Here is a 14,385-nt window from a genome sequence, read left to right as displayed (position 1 = left end):
CGTCATCTGGGGATTTACGGCACGTGCAGGCGGCAAGGAACCAGTTAACCAGCGGAAACATGAACAGCCTGGTCAGAACCCTTGCGCGGTTCAATTCCGCAGCGTGCCTTTTTAATCTAAGGAGGGAGCGCCTTGTTCCATGATGTGGAGACAGGAAAAACAAAACGCTTTGTAAAAGGTAAATGCTTGATCTGCAATAATCCGAATCCACAATTTCACACCACATTCGGCGCTTGATTTTGTGGTGTGTGCTGGGAAACCATGAAGTCCGGTGATGAGGATCAACTGGGTGAGAGAATTGTCTGGGACGAGTGTCTGATGAAAATAAAGTGTTAGACCGTGAAAATATAGTTCCAGACTGGCAGCGGCGGCGTTAAGCCAACGGGCAGGATGGTAGATAAAATATGTTATTATTGGATTGTGCAAAGCTTATTCCGCCTATTCGAAGGGAGATTAGTAGAAAATGCAAAGTGCTCAACAGGTGCTAACAAGTTATTTTCAAGCATTAGGAAGCAAACAGATTGATAAAGTGATCGAATTGGTTCATGATGAAGCGAAGTTTATCATTCTTAAAAAAGAGCCTTCTAATAAAATTCCTTTATACGGCACATTTCATGGAAAAGAAGGTGTTAGAAATTATTTAAACTTATTAGAAGAAGCAGAACAAATAGAGAGTTTTGTCCTTCACAAACTCATTGGTAATCAGGAAGCAGCGTGTGCATGGGGGAATTTCCGCATCAAGGTCAATGTAACCGGGAAAGTGTTCGAGAGTGATTGGGCAATTATTTGCGAAGTAGAACAGGAGAAGATAAGGTTTTTTCAAATCTTCGAAGATACCGCTGCACTAGAAGAAGCTTTTGATTTAAGAGACTGTTGATATGTTAGTGCACCTACACATCACTATGCTGAGTAATCATACGAAAACGTAGGTTATTGGCCGGCAACATATCGAATTTGTCAAGTAATGCGTTACGCTAACGAAGAACGTTAGTTGAATGATAACAGCGGCAGTCTAAGACTTTATTTTTACTTAATAGCGAGTAATATCGAGAAAGTGAGTAAAAGCCAGCTTATAATGGTTTAATTGCCCATTTTCCGGTATTGTCCGGTTTTTGTTCTTTGACGGTCATTTTTAGCAATTTGTAAAATGGTCTTATCTCTCTTCTCTAGTTACTAAGTACAAATGCTTTTATGCAACAGCGTAGCGTTTTGCATCCCGCTTGCGGGAATAGAACCTATCGCTGTTTCTTTTTTCGGGTTTTAAATAAGCGCCTTAGTTTATTTGGTGCTGTAAATACATAGGCAGATACAAGTCACTCATTTGGGTGGCTTTTTTTATTGCCTTGAAAGGATTTTTGGTTTGAAGAAGAAGCAGAAAAAAGGAATTTTGCTTTACATGAAAGGCCCACCAAAACAGCCGAAAAAATGCAAAGGTTGTGTATGGGGTAGGTGGGATGGCGTTAAACAGTTTTGTCCGAAGCCTGATAAATGTATTAAAGAGGAAAAACCTTCCTGAATGTCGAATTTTGGAATTAGACAAAAGCTAGGGAGGAATCATTTTGAATGTTTTTGAAGGTGCAAATGTAGATATATGGGGTGCTGTAGGAGGAAATAGACTGCTAATACTCATTGGAATGTTAATAGTTTGGATCGTAGTATGTGTGTTTATTAGCAAAGTGCTTGATAAAAGGACTACTGGTACAATTGCGGGCGTTGGTGGTTTGGCTATCATGCTTTTCTGGGTCATGCGTTTTCTCAATTAACAAGGCATCCTTCGGAGTGCTTTTTCTTTTGCTCTCATATGACAAGATATGAACCGTTCTGAGCGTCCTTTCTTTTATACAGACGAACACCGGAAGGAGTGAAGCAGAGAGCAGAGAGAGGGCATACACACGCTCTGACAGCCTATTATCCTGACACCTGAATATCGAAAACCAACTCAACACAAAAGAGCGCTAATTTCATTCTTGACCACCATCATTTATTGTCTGATACTGGAAGATGTTGTGTCAGATATAGATGAGGAGTGGTCAGATGAGAAAGATTTATATTGTATTGATTGCTTTAGGGATTTTTGGAGTGTGGGCAGGTTCAGGATGGGCTATTAATACTTGGATAAACGCTAGTTACCGTGGAACGTTTGGAGATATGTTCGGAGCAGTGAATGCACTGTTCTCAGGCCTTGCTTTTGCCGGACTCATTTACACTATTTCAGTCCAGAGAGATGAACTGCAGGAGCAGAAGAAAGCCATAGAAATGCAGACAGAAGAATTAGCGCTCCAAAGGCAAGCCATTGAGATGCAGACAGAAGAATTAAAGATGCAGAGAGAGGAAACAGCTCGGTCTGCAGATCAATTGGAGGGCCAGAAGAACTTATTAAATCTTCAGATGGCGATGAGTGTGGTAAATGATTTGATCCAAACCAAGAATAAGATGACAGAACACAAGTATAGAATACAAGGCTACACCAATAAGCTATCATACTCTGATATGGTAAATTTCAATCAATACGATAGTGAACTATTTACTGAAGACGCACGACATTTGCAAACCTATCTCGATACTTTCTTTTTCACTCTTAAGTTTATACAAGAGTATGATCTGCAGAAGGAACAGAAAGATATGTTAAATAATCTGGTGAACATGAACACGTCAGATGTTGAACTCATACTTATTTATAGAGCAGTCGAGAAGAATCAACACAGATTGACGATGCTCCAAGTACATGGATTCTATCCAAGACACAAAAAATTAACTGGAAAAACAACGATGCCATCCTAATTAAAGGATGGTTTTTTAATGGAGGTAATTGCTATGAACATCAGAATCGTGCCAATCGAACAAATCAACGCAGCTGAATACAACCCACGGGTTGACCTTCGGCCTGGAGATCTGGAGTATGAGAAGCTACGGCGCAGCATAGAGCAGTTTGGCTACATCGATCCGATCATCTGGAACGAACGCACTGGGAACATGGTTGGTGGCCATCAACGTTACAAGATCATGGTCAACGAGCTGGGGCATGCGGAGCTGACTGTAAGTGTTGTTGACCTGGACGACCAACAGGAAAAACTTCTCAATCTCGCATTAAATAAAGTTTCAGGCCGATGGGATGATCAAGCCCTTTATCGATTGCTTGATGATCTGCAGGTGAGTGGAGCTGATCTGGCACTGTCCGGCTTCGATTTGGAAGAGTTCGAGGATCTGGCGGCAGAGTTTGCTGTTCCACAGGATGAAGCTTTGGACATTCCGGTAACCGATGATGACTTTGACGTCCAGCGTGCTCTGGATGAAATCAAGGAGCCGGAGACCAGGTGCGGGGATGTATGGCAGCTTGGCCGGCACCGCTTGGTGTGTGGAGATGCGACCAATCCTGATGATGTTGCACTTTTAATGGATGGAGCCAAAGCAGCGCTGGTCGTTACTGATCCACCTTATAATGTGGCCGTTGAGAGTGTCTCAGAGCGTCTGGCCGCTGATGGCCGTAGCAGCATAATGAACGACAACATGCCCGCTGAGGACTTCGCGGGCTTTTTATATGCCATTTTTGCCAATTATGCAGTGGTGATGCAGCCAACTGCAGCTATATATTTATTCCATCCTTCATCCTATCAACGTGAGTTTGAGGATGCCATGAATGCTGCAGGCATTGTAAGCAGGACCCAGTGTGTTTGGGTGAAGAATGCGGCCACCTTCGGCTGGGCACAGTACCGCTTCAAACATGAACCTGTCTTTTATGCTCACATGAAGGGCAAAGCTCCTGCCTGGTACGGTGATCGGACACAGACAACGGTATGGAAGGCTGGCCTACCCGTTGAGGACCCGCTCCCCGAGACAGTATGGGAGGTTTCGAGGGGCGATGTGAACAAGTACGTCCATCCTACCCAAAAGCCTCTTGAACTGTTGGCCATTCCAATTAAGAATAGCAGCCAGCGTGGTGACGAGGTTGTCGATTTCTTTGGCGGCAGCGGCTCCACACTCATGACCTGTGAGCAGATGGACCGGACATGCCGGACACTGGAGCTGGACCCGATCTTCTGCGATGTAATAAAAAAACGGTTCCTGGAGAGCACTGGTATTGAGCCAGTCCTGTTGCATCGAGCTGAACCCGTAGCATAGGAAAAAGGAGGACGCAGTAACGTCCCCCTATCCTCACCAGGATATCCCCTGGCTGAGATAGCGGCGCGCCACGCGTGGCATTTTGCAGACATCCGCTATCTCGCATTCCAGTATATAGGAAAGCCGAGGGATACGACAATGGGAACAGACAACGAACAATACAACGCATCATTACAACGCGAGATTGAAATCATAGAAGGTATCCTTGAAAGCAAGGCGCAATACCGGAAGATTGTCAAAGCAGGAATCGCACAGTGGGTCAAAGACCTACAGGCTGGAAATATAAAAATGCAGACGGTCCAGGACTTAGATCGTCTGATTGAGTTGGATATAATGCTTCAAAAGGACGATCTGTAAAAGCGCATAATAATCTTGCTAGTTGATTCATAAATATGGATTTATTAAACAATATTATGATTTTATTGTAAGGAAAATTAAAAACATGGAATCTTTTAGTAGTATGAGGAGGTAGTTTAATATACAAATATAGGAGGAATAATCATTGAAGAAAAAACATTTTATTGTACCAGCCTTGGCACTAGGTCTAATTGGGGGAGCTATTGCTGTACCCAATGCGATTTTTGCAGATTCAGATGCTGCTGTAACTGATTCTGCAACATCGACTGCGGTGACTCAAGATGCTGGCAAAACAACTACTGGTGATCATGTCATTACTCCACAAGCTACTGATGGACAAATTGTCGATCGCCCAGTAGCTGGATTTAATGATTCTGCTGATTTTGACGTTAAAGGAGGATATGGATATGTAAGATTGTACTTGAGAAACACAGGAGACACTACTATAACTTTTACTGTGAATCAGGGAAGTGCATCTGGTCCGGAAAAGTACAGTGGAACAGTAAGACCTGGTAAAACATTCGATGAAATATTAAATTCAAGCAAGGCATGGTCCACAGGGAAATTTTATGTTAGTTTAAGTAGTGGTTCTGGTTCCATGTCTGGAAAGCTCGGAGTTCGGACTAGTACTAATACGAATTTTTAAATATAATTGCTGGGAAAGCGAGCCAATGAGGCTCGCTTTTTTTTGTTGGGGGTGGTGATTGTGTAGCATGGCAAGAGAGCGAAGTCCTGAGCGGGACAAGGCAAAACAGATGTGGCTGGAGAGCGGCGGAGCGATGAAGCTAAAAGACATCGCCGCCGCTCTTTCTGTTGGAGAGACACAGGTTCGGAAATGGAAGTCACAGGACAAATGGGCAGACGATCTGAATAGTAACGTTACCAATGAAACCAAAAGTAACGTTACCAAACGAGGAGCGCCCAAAGGGAACAAAAACGCTGTCGGCAATCGGGGCGGTGCTCCCCCAGGAAACCAAAACGCTAAAGGGAACAGTGGTGGGCCGGGTGGTCCCTATCGCAACAAGAAGGCCCTCAAGACAGGGATGTATGAAACTATCTTTCTGGATGCCTTAGAGGAAGACGAGCAAGAGCTGTTTGATCAGATTGACACTTCTCCTTTGGCACAGCTCAACGAACAGCTTATTATGCTGTCTATCCAAGAGCGACGGCACATGCGCCGAGTCAAGCAGCTTGAAGCTGGTCTGACCGACGAGGAAAAGAAGATCAAACAGGAGCTACACCAGCGCAAGGACAAGGTTCCTTACACTAGCCCGAAAACAGGGAAGCAGATCAATCTGTCTGTTGAAACCGAAGGGATGAAGGTCACGGAAATTACGACTGTCACTACTTCCAAGCTGGATAAGATTTTGAAACAGGAAGAAGCACTGGTCAAAACCCGTGATAAAAAGCTTCGGGTCATTAACCTTATTGCCAGCTTGCAGCAGGAGGAAGAAAAGCTGGAGATTGCTCGCGAACGGCTGGAGCTGGAGAAACGTAAGTTGTTAGGCTATGGCGGCGCGGAAGGGGATGAAGACGACGAAGACGATGAGGAAGATGACGACGAATGGTAATTACTCTTGCTAAGGAGCATCGAAAAAGAGCCAAGCGGCGGCTAAGGGATCGGCCTGAAAAACTGGATGAGCTAAAAGGAATCCTAGCCGACTTTGAACAATTCTGCTGGCGTATGCTCAAGATCAAGACGAAGAGCGGCCGCATTATGCCGCTGACGCTTAATGATGCTCAGCGGACATTCGTCCGTGAAGTATTTAGGCAGATCGAAGCCGGCAAGCCTGTCCGTATTATCATTCTTAAAGCCCGGCAGATGGGTTTTTCCACTGTTACGGAAGCGCTGATCTATTATTTCACGTCCCTGCAGGAAGCCAAGAACGCATTTATCGTTGCGCAGTCCTCTGATGCCTCCAGCAACCTTTATGATATGTTCCAGTTCTATTATGAAAAGGTTCCGGCAATCATCAAGCCGATGAGCCGAAAGAACAATGCTAAGAAACTCACCTTCGAGAATCCAACGATTCGGACAGCGGACCGCCGTAAGAATCCGGGGCTCAAATCGAAGATCACTGTACAGACTGCGGAAAGCCGGGTGCTTGCCCGTTCGGACACGATCCATTACCTGCATGCTTCAGAGGTCGCCTTCTGGCCAGCCAAAAAGAAGAAGAAACATCTACTATCCCTGCTGGCAGCTCTGTCCAAAGAACCGGGCAGTTTGGGTGTAATTGAATCCACAGCCAATGGCATGGAAGAGTTCAAAAAAATGTGGGATGCAGCCGTTAAGGGCGAGAGTGATTTTACCCCGCTCTTTTTTGCGTGGTTTGAAATGCCTGATTACCGAAAGCCGGTACCTCCAGGTTTTGAACTGACGGAAGAGGAACGAGAGCTGAAATCAAAATATGGTCTAGACGAAGAACAATTACAGTGGCGGCGGTATACCATTCGGAACGACTGCGGCGGCGATCCGCGGCAGTTTGACCAGGAATATCCTTCTGAGCCCGACGATGCTTTCTTACTGTCCGGTGAGGGCATCTTTGATAACAAATTCATCAAGCAGTTACGGGATGGAATCAGTATCATTGGCAATCACTACGAGATTGATTTTGTTAAAAACAAGATCATCCCGGCACATACTGGCGAGCTGGTCATCTATCGGCAGCCGGAGCAAGGAAAAAGGTACATTCTTGCGGCTGATACTGCTAAGGGTAAGGAAGATGGCGACTATGATGCTGCTTACGTAATTGAGGAGCGCACAGGGGAAATGTGCGCAGCTCTGCATGGCAAATGGGACACCGACTTGTATGGTAAAAAGCTGAACACGCTTGGTTTGTATTACAACACGGCACTATTGGCCGTGGAGAACAACAACACTGGGGAATCCGTCCTGAATACGTTATTCAATACTTGCCACTATCCGCTGTTGTTCATGCACAAGAAGAGTTTAGGCTGGAACACCAACCAAGCAACGCGCCCAGTGATGATCAGCGACTTCAAGGAAGCGATCCGCGATCAACTCTACGACATCTATTGCCCAGACTTGTACAGCGAGTGCATGACGTTAATAGATAAGAATGGCAGAGCTGAGGCAGACAGCGGGTGCCATGATGACAGAATCTTGGCGTATTCCATTGCGTTGCAGGTCCGTCAGGTGGCTGATAAATGGTTTGAATGGTTCAAGAAGAAACAGCAGCAACGGGCAGAGTCCCGTGATGATTACAACGAGGAAGTGGGGTGGATTTAAACAATGAGTGAAGGAAATGCACAGTGGTTTCAGATCAGCAAGGCGGACGACGAACGGCATATACCGTCCAGCGCTCAATTGCCGGATTTATTCGACGATCTGTACGATCTTCACGGTCTGTTACCCTTCGCACTCGGCAATGACCCTGCTTCCTGTAAGCTGCTGGTCAAAAACTCCAACATTATACCGCAATGCATAGAGGCATACAAACGCAATATCGCTGGTTATGGTATTGCCCTGGAGTATTTGCCGGGCGAGAGTGACCAGACAGCCAAGGCCGAATGGGATAAGGCAGAGAAGTTTCTTGAGACATGTAATCTGGAGGATACCCCGGACGAAATCATAAGCCAGTTGATTGAGGACTTGGAAAGCACAGGGATGGCTAATGTTGAAGTGGCTTGGCCTGCTGGTTCGGAGTTCCCGACTATCTTCCGGATGAACCCGAAATATGTCCGCTGTACGAAGGAAAGTAACAAGGCGACTATCAAACGCAAGCGGCGTATTAGCTCCACAAAGCAAGTAGAGGAGTTTTCACAGGAGATTTACGCCCGACGTTATGCTATGAAGCGCAATACATCTGTCGTGTGGTTCCGACTGTTTGGGACGGAAGCGCAAGAATCCGATGAAGGTAACCAAATTATCCCCCTCCGCATCGGTCATGACGGCCCTTATGGGGAGCCGCGCTGGTTTGGTAATGCGCCTGGTGTTGTCGGCAGTCGTGAAGCTGAGGAATTGAATGTGAATTACTTCAGCAACGGACGGATGCTGTCCATGCTCTTGACTGTTACCAACGGCAAGCTGACCAAACAATCTATGGAACTGCTTAAAAATGTGAAAGGTTCCAACTCACAGGGCGGCATTCTTTATTTGGAGGCAAAAGGGGAAGAGACAGGCGGCCCGATGGACGAAAAGGTTGAAAAAGTGCAGATTAAGTTGGACAAGCTGAACGATCTACTTCAGCAGGATGCTCTTTTCCTCGAATACGGCAAGGAAAAGAAGACTGATATCTTGTCGGCCTTCCGGCTGCCTCCAATCTTGGTCGGCCAAAGCTCAGATTACAACAGGGCGACCGCCGATGCGGCGCTACGGTTTGCTGAGGAGCAGGTTTTTGAGCCATACCGCAAGTGGATTATGGCAGAGATATTTAATAAACGCCTGTTCCCAGCTATGGACATTTTTCGAGTGCGTGCCGTGTTGAGAGGGCCGAAGATCATTGACCCTGCGGATCGCAAGGCTATGCTGGACTTTATCGCAGACCGGGGCATTATGCTAGTGCGGGATCTGATTCCGATTGCTGAGGATGTGTTAGGGACGACCATCGACGAAACCAAATTCACCGAGGAATATCTGGATACGCCGATTGCGCAACTTGGAGCCAGTCAACCTACATTGCTTGAGCCAGAGCCTGACACAGATACGGACACTCTGCAGGAGCGTATGGCTACAATTGCCAAACGCTTGTTAAAACAGGCTGACAAGGAGGCCGCTTTGCATGTGTGAGTCCTGTTGGGCGCTGATCGCTAAAGCCGACGATGACGAATTTCTTGATAGCCTTGAGCTGAGCTATGTTGAGCGTAAGGTACTTGAGGAATTGTACAAGCAGGGCGAGGAAAAGATCATTGAGATTTTGGAGCTACAGGGGCAAGCCCTTCATGATGCCATTTCAGAACTAAGTGAGGATGCCCTGGGCGATATCGGGGAACTGGGTAAGGTTCTTATCGCTTTGCATACCACGGATGTATTCGCAGAGCTGTTCGAACGGGCTGTACAGGAGGCTTTTGAACCGCTGTTTCATTTGGCGGGAGAAACAGAGCTGTCCGCGTTGGACAAGGAAAAAGTTTGGAGCACCAGCAACAAGGCTGCTGGCCGTTTTACCAAGAAACTCAAGAAGCTAGTTCCCGACATGAACAAAGCTTCTACGGATGTGTTACTGCGTAGCTTTGGCAAAGCCATTGAGGAAGGAGCTACACCTTCCGAGCGAGCTCTGCTGGTCCAGGAGGTCAGCTCACAGGCGGCCAGCGGGGAAGATGGTCCATTCAGCATGCAACGGGCGCAACGCGTGTCCAGAACCATGAGCACAGCAGCGGCCAACGGTGGCAAGCTGGAGGGCTGGAAACAGTCGGAGATTGCCAAAGGAAAGAAATGGCGGTCTGCTTCTGGGACACGTACTCGCAAGAGCCATCGCAAGGCCAATGGTCAGGTGGTACCGCTGGATGAACCATTTAAAGTCGGTGACAGCAAACTAATGTATCCCGGTGATCCGTCCGGGGAGGCAAAGGAAATCGTAAACTGTCGCTGCACGATGCAGTTGGTACTGGATTGATAATGAGGGGAGGTGAAAGAGAATATGACCTTTAAATTGAAAGATGCAAAGATTACACATATTTCGCTGGTTGATAAAGGAGCCAACGGTGTTCCATTTGCAATCATTAAATCTGCCGGGAAAAATGCTATTCAGAAGCAAGTACAGATTGCGAAGGTAGACGATGCCAAAAGGGTTGTAATCGGCGTGGTATACCAGCCGGACGTGGCTGACGCTCACGGGGATCAGATGGATGCTGAGGAAATTGAGAAGGCTGCCCATCTCTTCATGGAGAAACAGCATACTTACAACATCGATAAGCAACATGATTTAGACACTGACAAAGGCTATGTAATCGAATCCTATATTGCTCCTTGTGACATGGAGATCGGTGAACAAACTATTATTAAAGGCTCCTGGGTGGCCGGGGTAAAGGTAACGGATGACGACACTTGGGATGATATTCAGAAAGGCGAGATTACTGGCTTCTCGATGTGGGGTGTCGGTAAGCGGGAAGAGATCGAGGAAGACGGGGAGGTATCTAAAGGGCTCTTGAGTAAAATCGTTAAAGCGCTCGGTGCAATGGGATTGATTGAGAAGGGCGCAGTCGCTGACAAATACAATAAGAACCGTAAGAACCGCGAATTTTGGGCTGCTCAGGATGCCTTGAACGCGGTTCTTTTTCGTTGGGATAGTTGGGAGAGCGGTATGGAGAGCGACCCTGAATTAATCCGTGAAGCCCTTCAGGACTTTGTGGACATCGCTCAGGAAGTGCTCGTTCAAGAGGATATTGTAAAGGCAATCGGAAGCCCACCTGAACAGATTTCCAAAGCTGGGAAGAAGATTTCTGCCGACAATTTGAAACACATCGATGATGCCATTGCTTCATTGACCGAATTAAAAACAAAAACTGCTCCTGCTGAAGAAGCTGAGCCTAAGGAGGACGACGATTTGAACACAGAAGATATTGCAAAGGCTGTACAAGCTGCTGTAGCACCAATTGCCAAACAGGTAGAAGCCCTGTCGACGCAGGTTACTGAACTAAAGAAACAAGAAGGGGAAGAGCCTGGGCAGCCAGCGGGAACAGAACCACCTGCTGAACCGCAAGCAAACGCATTGACTGATGCGATTACTAAGGCGTTGGCACCGCTGACTGAACAGGTTCAAGCGCTGGCTACTGACGTACAAGTTGTAAAGAACAGCCGTGGTGGTTCCGCTCAAGGTGGTACCGTAGACGAAATTCAAAAATCTACTGGCGACGTAAGCTTCGGCGGCTTGCTTTAATACCAAGAAGGGAGACAAGCAAATATGAGAACAAACGGACAAATTATCAAGTCCACTATTACGAGCACTTTAGATCAAACAGCTCTGAATTACCAACAGGTGGATAAGTTTACCGAAATGGCTTATGAATCTACGGAGTTTCTAAAGGGGATTCGCACGGTTAACAAGATCAGCTCTAAAGGTACAATTGACAAAATCGGTGTGACTGGCCGTAACCTGCGCAGTAAGGTGGAAAATAAGGAGGCCACCAATACGGCTGCACCTACTTTTCCACAGGTACCTTATGCCGTGGCACCAGTAGTCCTTCCTTTTGAAATAACGGAGGAATTCATCCGTCAGACTCAACGGGTACGCGGGCAGAATGCCGAGGAAATCATTATGGCAGCCATGACCAAAAACTATGGCGATAACATGCAGGACATTGGGTTCAACGGGGATACTGCTACGCCGAATACGGACCCTGATTATGCTTTCCTCAGCATCAATGACGGATGGCTCAAGCTGGCGAAGACCAAGGGCAACTTCATTGACTGGACGACGCTTCCTGATGTAAAGAAAAAAGGCGTCTTCTTCGAGATCGAGCGTGCAATTCCTACTCGCTTGCGCACAGGTGGCGTGTTCAAATATTTCATGCACCCAAACACATTTAGTGAGCGTATTCAGGCGTTGGCTGAGAAAGACACCAGCGCATCTATTCAGTTACAAATTACTGGTGGTGTGAAGAAAATCAATAGTTACGATGTTGTTGAAGTCGCACATATGCCAGAGGGTGCAGTGTTGTTCACTTATCACGAAAACTTTGCGTTGGTTAACACCTATGACATGCAGATTCGTAAAACTACCGAGGGCAGAGAAGCCATCTATGCAGACAAACGATTCTACGCTATCCATTCGGATTTTGACTCTATCTTTGAAGAACCGGGGGCAGTTGCATATGTCGAAGGGGTGACGTTCTGATGGCATATATCACGTACCGGGGAGAGAACACCTCTTTGATGCTTTATGGCATCCGCTTCCCGGCTAAAGTCCCGGTGCTGGTTGATAGTGAATCTGTCATTAAAAATTTTCGGGACCGCCCGGATTTTGATGTTCAGGAGGAGAAAATCATTCCGTTAGAAGACTTGACTCTTCTCCAGCTTAAAGATAAAGCCAAAGCGGCAGGCATTGACGGGTTTAGCAGCATGAATAAAGGTGACCTTATCATCGCTTTGCGTGGTGGTAAGCCTTCCGACAATACGCCACCTGCAGGTGATCCGGCGAAACCTGAAGGGGCTGACGGTAAAAATGCTGACGCCAACAATACTCCAACAGCGTAGCCGCGTAACCCCGATCCAAGAGGCATCGGCAGAGCTGCTACAGCAATACATTGACGACGCACAAGTGCGCATTGAGCTGTACTTGCCCGTTCCCTTCCCCGATCCAGTAGACAAGCAGATTATGCTTGCCTGGGCCAAATTGGCTGAGGGACTAGCCCTACAAGACAGTGAGGAATATCTTGCATCTGTGGCGCGTAATTACGCGTCCGAGAGTGATGGAGCTTGGACGTACACCCGGCAGGCTGTAGAAGGCAAGACAACGGGTAATCCCGATGTGGACGCTATCCTGTTTCTTTGGGTGAAAAAACAAACTGGACCGGATGATGGCAACATCACGGCTTATTTGTTATGAACCATCGTTTTCACACGCCACTGTCTGTGTATCGGACAGAGAGCAAAAGGGATGATGACGACCTGTTCGATGATCGGAAATCGGGTAAGGTATCCGACCTGAAATGCTTTGTCGTGAAAACACAGACGGAAGCGAAAGCAGATTCTAAGCCAGTAATGTACATCGTCAAAAAGACTGTAGGAGTCCCGAAGGCCGCCGACATTAAGCTCAGTGACGAAGTGGTGCTGCTAGGCCGCCGATACCTGGTGATTGACTCCATTCCGCGCCGTTACTGGCGCGAGCTTCTTGTAACATGTGAGGTGAAGGGAAATGACCGTACATGATTTTGATGGGCTGGCCCGACGTTTTAGGCGTATTACAGATGAAGGGATGGAACGTATTTTGCGTAACATCGCGGAGGCAGCCGGGGAAACGCTGCTCAATCTGATTATTGATGAAATCGACCGACAGAACCTGATCGACACTGGAGCAATGTGGCAGTCCTTTTCCCGTGGCGACAATAACAACGTGTGGGAATGGGATGTAGACCGCAACGCAATCACGCTGGGGCTTGGTTCCAATCTTCCTTATGCCCAACTTGTGAATGATGGTTACACCATTGAGAAGAAACATTTTGTGCCGGGCTATTGGAACGGTGGAGGCTCATTTGTCTACGATCCATCAGCCAAAACTGGGTTCATGGCAAAGCCGCGTAGCTTCATAGGTCGCCACTACTTTGATATTGCTGTGGAGCACCTTGAGGGAGGAATGAACCAACTCATCATGCGGCGGTTAGAGGTTGAGCTGGAAAGGATGTTGCGCTGATGATGGATGTTGGTTTAAAAGCCTGGGCCGAAATTGTGCGACGAGTGTATCCTGAGCTCTCTATCTTGCGAGATAGGTCTAAATGGCTGGCTGGTGATTTTAAGTTGCCTGCCGTGTTTATCGAAACGGATCTTGTTTCGGACAAGGTTCACACGCCGCGAGCTGATCGGATCATTGAAGATGTGGGGCTGGTATTCCACTATGACAAGGAACGAGCGGACGAACAGGACGAGGGGGAACCTATACCGCTTGATCTTGACACGTTTTTCCTCTACTTACGGCAGCAGCGGTTCAACGTTGCTTCCAAGCGTTTTGGGATTGTGCTGGTTATCGAGCCGCCACGCACCCGTTCGGAAAAGGATCGGATCGAAATCACCTTCCGGTACTCTTACCTACTCAGGGTAGAGAAACAGCCAGTAGAAAAGATCAATGATTTTTATATAGAGACTTCAACAACTTGATCAGAGTGCTAGTCTTACCCAACCGAAACAAATCACTAAACAAATTAAGGTGACAGCAATGAGCACAGCATTTTATTCCTCTAATATCTTGAAACCCTTTAATATGTGAATCGTATGTATTGTGGTACATATATGGGTAA

At 46.9% G+C, this 14,385-nt stretch carries 18 protein-coding genes; 17 read left to right on the top strand and 1 reads right to left on the bottom strand.

What is annotated here, in order from left to right; translation table 11 throughout:
* Positions 1 to 111 precede the first annotated feature (111 nt).
* Positions 112 to 426: a hypothetical protein gene (locus MKY16_RS15615; RefSeq protein ID WP_340956014.1), complete on the bottom strand. Its 315-nt coding sequence runs from the start codon at positions 424 to 426 to the stop codon at positions 112 to 114.
* A 37-nt stretch (positions 427 to 463) separates the two neighbouring features.
* On the opposite strand from MKY16_RS15615, the gene MKY16_RS15610 reads away from it, so the two are divergent.
* The 17 genes from MKY16_RS15610 to MKY16_RS15530 all read left to right on the top strand — a co-directional run bounded on the left by MKY16_RS15610 (position 464) and on the right by MKY16_RS15530 (position 14,245).
* Positions 464 to 877, top strand: a complete 414-nt coding sequence (locus tag MKY16_RS15610) for a nuclear transport factor 2 family protein (RefSeq protein ID WP_340956012.1) — start codon at positions 464 to 466, stop codon at positions 875 to 877.
* 682 nt (positions 878 to 1,559) lie between these two features.
* A complete protein-coding gene (locus tag MKY16_RS15605; protein ID WP_340956010.1) occupies positions 1,560 to 1,763 on the top strand; it encodes a hypothetical protein in 204 nt (67 codons plus the stop codon).
* Positions 1,764 to 2,034: 271 nt separating this feature from the next.
* Complete coding sequence (locus tag MKY16_RS15600) at positions 2,035 to 2,781, top strand: hypothetical protein (RefSeq protein ID WP_340956009.1); 747 nt, start codon at positions 2,035 to 2,037, stop codon at positions 2,779 to 2,781.
* A 33-nt stretch (positions 2,782 to 2,814) separates the two neighbouring features.
* Entirely contained in the window at positions 2,815 to 4,119 is a 1,305-nt protein-coding gene (locus tag MKY16_RS15595) for a site-specific DNA-methyltransferase (protein WP_340956008.1), read from the top strand.
* A 138-nt stretch (positions 4,120 to 4,257) separates the two neighbouring features.
* The gene (locus MKY16_RS15590; protein WP_340956006.1) at positions 4,258 to 4,476 is read left to right on the top strand and encodes a hypothetical protein; all 219 of its coding nucleotides are present in this window, start codon (positions 4,258 to 4,260) and stop codon (positions 4,474 to 4,476) included.
* A 145-nt stretch (positions 4,477 to 4,621) separates the two neighbouring features.
* Positions 4,622 to 5,122, top strand: a complete 501-nt coding sequence (locus MKY16_RS15585) for a hypothetical protein (RefSeq protein ID WP_340956005.1) — start codon at positions 4,622 to 4,624, stop codon at positions 5,120 to 5,122.
* A 67-nt stretch (positions 5,123 to 5,189) separates the two neighbouring features.
* Entirely contained in the window at positions 5,190 to 6,047 is an 858-nt protein-coding gene (locus tag MKY16_RS15580) for a phage terminase small subunit-related protein (RefSeq protein WP_318627259.1), read from the top strand.
* Positions 6,041 to 7,726 carry a DNA packaging protein gene (locus MKY16_RS15575; RefSeq protein WP_340956003.1) on the top strand — a complete coding sequence of 562 codons (1,686 nt, stop codon included), beginning with the start codon at positions 6,041 to 6,043 and terminating at the stop codon, positions 7,724 to 7,726. Before MKY16_RS15580 ends, MKY16_RS15575 begins: the two co-directional genes overlap by 7 nt.
* Positions 7,727 to 7,729: 3 nt before the next feature.
* Complete coding sequence (locus MKY16_RS15570) at positions 7,730 to 9,226, top strand: phage portal protein (RefSeq protein ID WP_318627262.1); 1,497 nt, start codon at positions 7,730 to 7,732, stop codon at positions 9,224 to 9,226.
* Positions 9,219 to 10,049, top strand: coding sequence for a phage minor head protein (locus MKY16_RS15565; RefSeq protein ID WP_318627263.1), 831 nt, complete (start codon positions 9,219 to 9,221; stop codon positions 10,047 to 10,049). The genes MKY16_RS15570 and MKY16_RS15565 overlap by 8 nt, the downstream gene beginning before the upstream one ends.
* Before the next feature lie 24 nt (positions 10,050 to 10,073).
* The gene (locus MKY16_RS15560) at positions 10,074 to 11,312 is read left to right on the top strand and encodes an XkdF-like putative serine protease domain-containing protein (protein ID WP_340955995.1); all 1,239 of its coding nucleotides are present in this window, start codon (positions 10,074 to 10,076) and stop codon (positions 11,310 to 11,312) included.
* Between the two features lie 24 nt (positions 11,313 to 11,336).
* Positions 11,337 to 12,269: a major capsid protein gene (locus MKY16_RS15555; protein WP_318627265.1), complete on the top strand. Its 933-nt coding sequence runs from the start codon at positions 11,337 to 11,339 to the stop codon at positions 12,267 to 12,269.
* Entirely contained in the window at positions 12,269 to 12,628 is a 360-nt protein-coding gene (locus MKY16_RS15550) for a Rho termination factor N-terminal domain-containing protein (RefSeq protein WP_318627266.1), read from the top strand. Before MKY16_RS15555 ends, MKY16_RS15550 begins: the two co-directional genes overlap by 1 nt.
* Positions 12,597 to 12,980 (top strand): DUF3199 family protein, encoded by a 384-nt coding sequence (locus MKY16_RS15545; RefSeq protein ID WP_340955990.1) that lies wholly within the window; start codon positions 12,597 to 12,599, stop codon positions 12,978 to 12,980. Before MKY16_RS15550 ends, MKY16_RS15545 begins: the two co-directional genes overlap by 32 nt.
* Positions 12,977 to 13,303, top strand: a complete 327-nt coding sequence (locus MKY16_RS15540; RefSeq protein WP_318627268.1) for a hypothetical protein — start codon at positions 12,977 to 12,979, stop codon at positions 13,301 to 13,303. Before MKY16_RS15545 ends, MKY16_RS15540 begins: the two co-directional genes overlap by 4 nt.
* Complete coding sequence (locus MKY16_RS15535) at positions 13,290 to 13,784, top strand: HK97 gp10 family phage protein (RefSeq protein ID WP_340955988.1); 495 nt, start codon at positions 13,290 to 13,292, stop codon at positions 13,782 to 13,784. Before MKY16_RS15540 ends, MKY16_RS15535 begins: the two co-directional genes overlap by 14 nt.
* The gene (locus tag MKY16_RS15530) at positions 13,784 to 14,245 is read left to right on the top strand and encodes a hypothetical protein (RefSeq protein WP_014599840.1); all 462 of its coding nucleotides are present in this window, start codon (positions 13,784 to 13,786) and stop codon (positions 14,243 to 14,245) included. The genes MKY16_RS15535 and MKY16_RS15530 overlap by 1 nt, the downstream gene beginning before the upstream one ends.
* The last annotated feature ends 140 nt before the right edge of the window (positions 14,246 to 14,385 follow it).

It is taken from the genome of Paenibacillus sp. FSL L8-0641, assembly GCF_038006265.1.
Lineage (GTDB): Bacteria > Bacillota > Bacilli > Paenibacillales > Paenibacillaceae > Paenibacillus > Paenibacillus polymyxa_D.
The sequence above is the reverse complement of the archived record's forward strand: the minus strand, read 5'-3'. Positions and strand labels throughout refer to the sequence as shown.

Excerpts from the sequence above, each read along its gene's own strand:
- MKY16_RS15540 (WP_318627268.1), top strand. The coding sequence starts at position 12,977 with ATGAACCATCGTTTTCACACGCCACTGTCTGTGTATCGGACAGAGAGC.
- MKY16_RS15530 (WP_014599840.1), top strand. The coding sequence starts at position 13,784 with ATGATGGATGTTGGTTTAAAAGCCTGGGCCGAAATTGTGCGACGAGTG.
- MKY16_RS15610 (WP_340956012.1), top strand. The coding sequence starts at position 464 with ATGCAAAGTGCTCAACAGGTGCTAACAAGTTATTTTCAAGCATTAGGA.
- MKY16_RS15590 (WP_340956006.1), top strand. The coding sequence starts at position 4,258 with ATGGGAACAGACAACGAACAATACAACGCATCATTACAACGCGAGATT.
- MKY16_RS15600 (WP_340956009.1), top strand. The coding sequence starts at position 2,035 with ATGAGAAAGATTTATATTGTATTGATTGCTTTAGGGATTTTTGGAGTG.
- MKY16_RS15555 (WP_318627265.1), top strand. The coding sequence starts at position 11,337 with ATGAGAACAAACGGACAAATTATCAAGTCCACTATTACGAGCACTTTA.
- MKY16_RS15550 (WP_318627266.1), top strand. The coding sequence starts at position 12,269 with ATGGCATATATCACGTACCGGGGAGAGAACACCTCTTTGATGCTTTAT.
- MKY16_RS15560 (WP_340955995.1), top strand. The coding sequence starts at position 10,074 with ATGACCTTTAAATTGAAAGATGCAAAGATTACACATATTTCGCTGGTT.
- MKY16_RS15565 (WP_318627263.1), top strand. The coding sequence starts at position 9,219 with ATGTGTGAGTCCTGTTGGGCGCTGATCGCTAAAGCCGACGATGACGAA.
- MKY16_RS15575 (WP_340956003.1), top strand. The coding sequence starts at position 6,041 with ATGGTAATTACTCTTGCTAAGGAGCATCGAAAAAGAGCCAAGCGGCGG.
- MKY16_RS15545 (WP_340955990.1), top strand. The coding sequence starts at position 12,597 with ATGCTGACGCCAACAATACTCCAACAGCGTAGCCGCGTAACCCCGATC.
- MKY16_RS15580 (WP_318627259.1), top strand. The coding sequence starts at position 5,190 with ATGGCAAGAGAGCGAAGTCCTGAGCGGGACAAGGCAAAACAGATGTGG.
- MKY16_RS15595 (WP_340956008.1), top strand. The coding sequence starts at position 2,815 with ATGAACATCAGAATCGTGCCAATCGAACAAATCAACGCAGCTGAATAC.
- MKY16_RS15570 (WP_318627262.1), top strand. The coding sequence starts at position 7,730 with ATGAGTGAAGGAAATGCACAGTGGTTTCAGATCAGCAAGGCGGACGAC.
- MKY16_RS15535 (WP_340955988.1), top strand. The coding sequence starts at position 13,290 with ATGACCGTACATGATTTTGATGGGCTGGCCCGACGTTTTAGGCGTATT.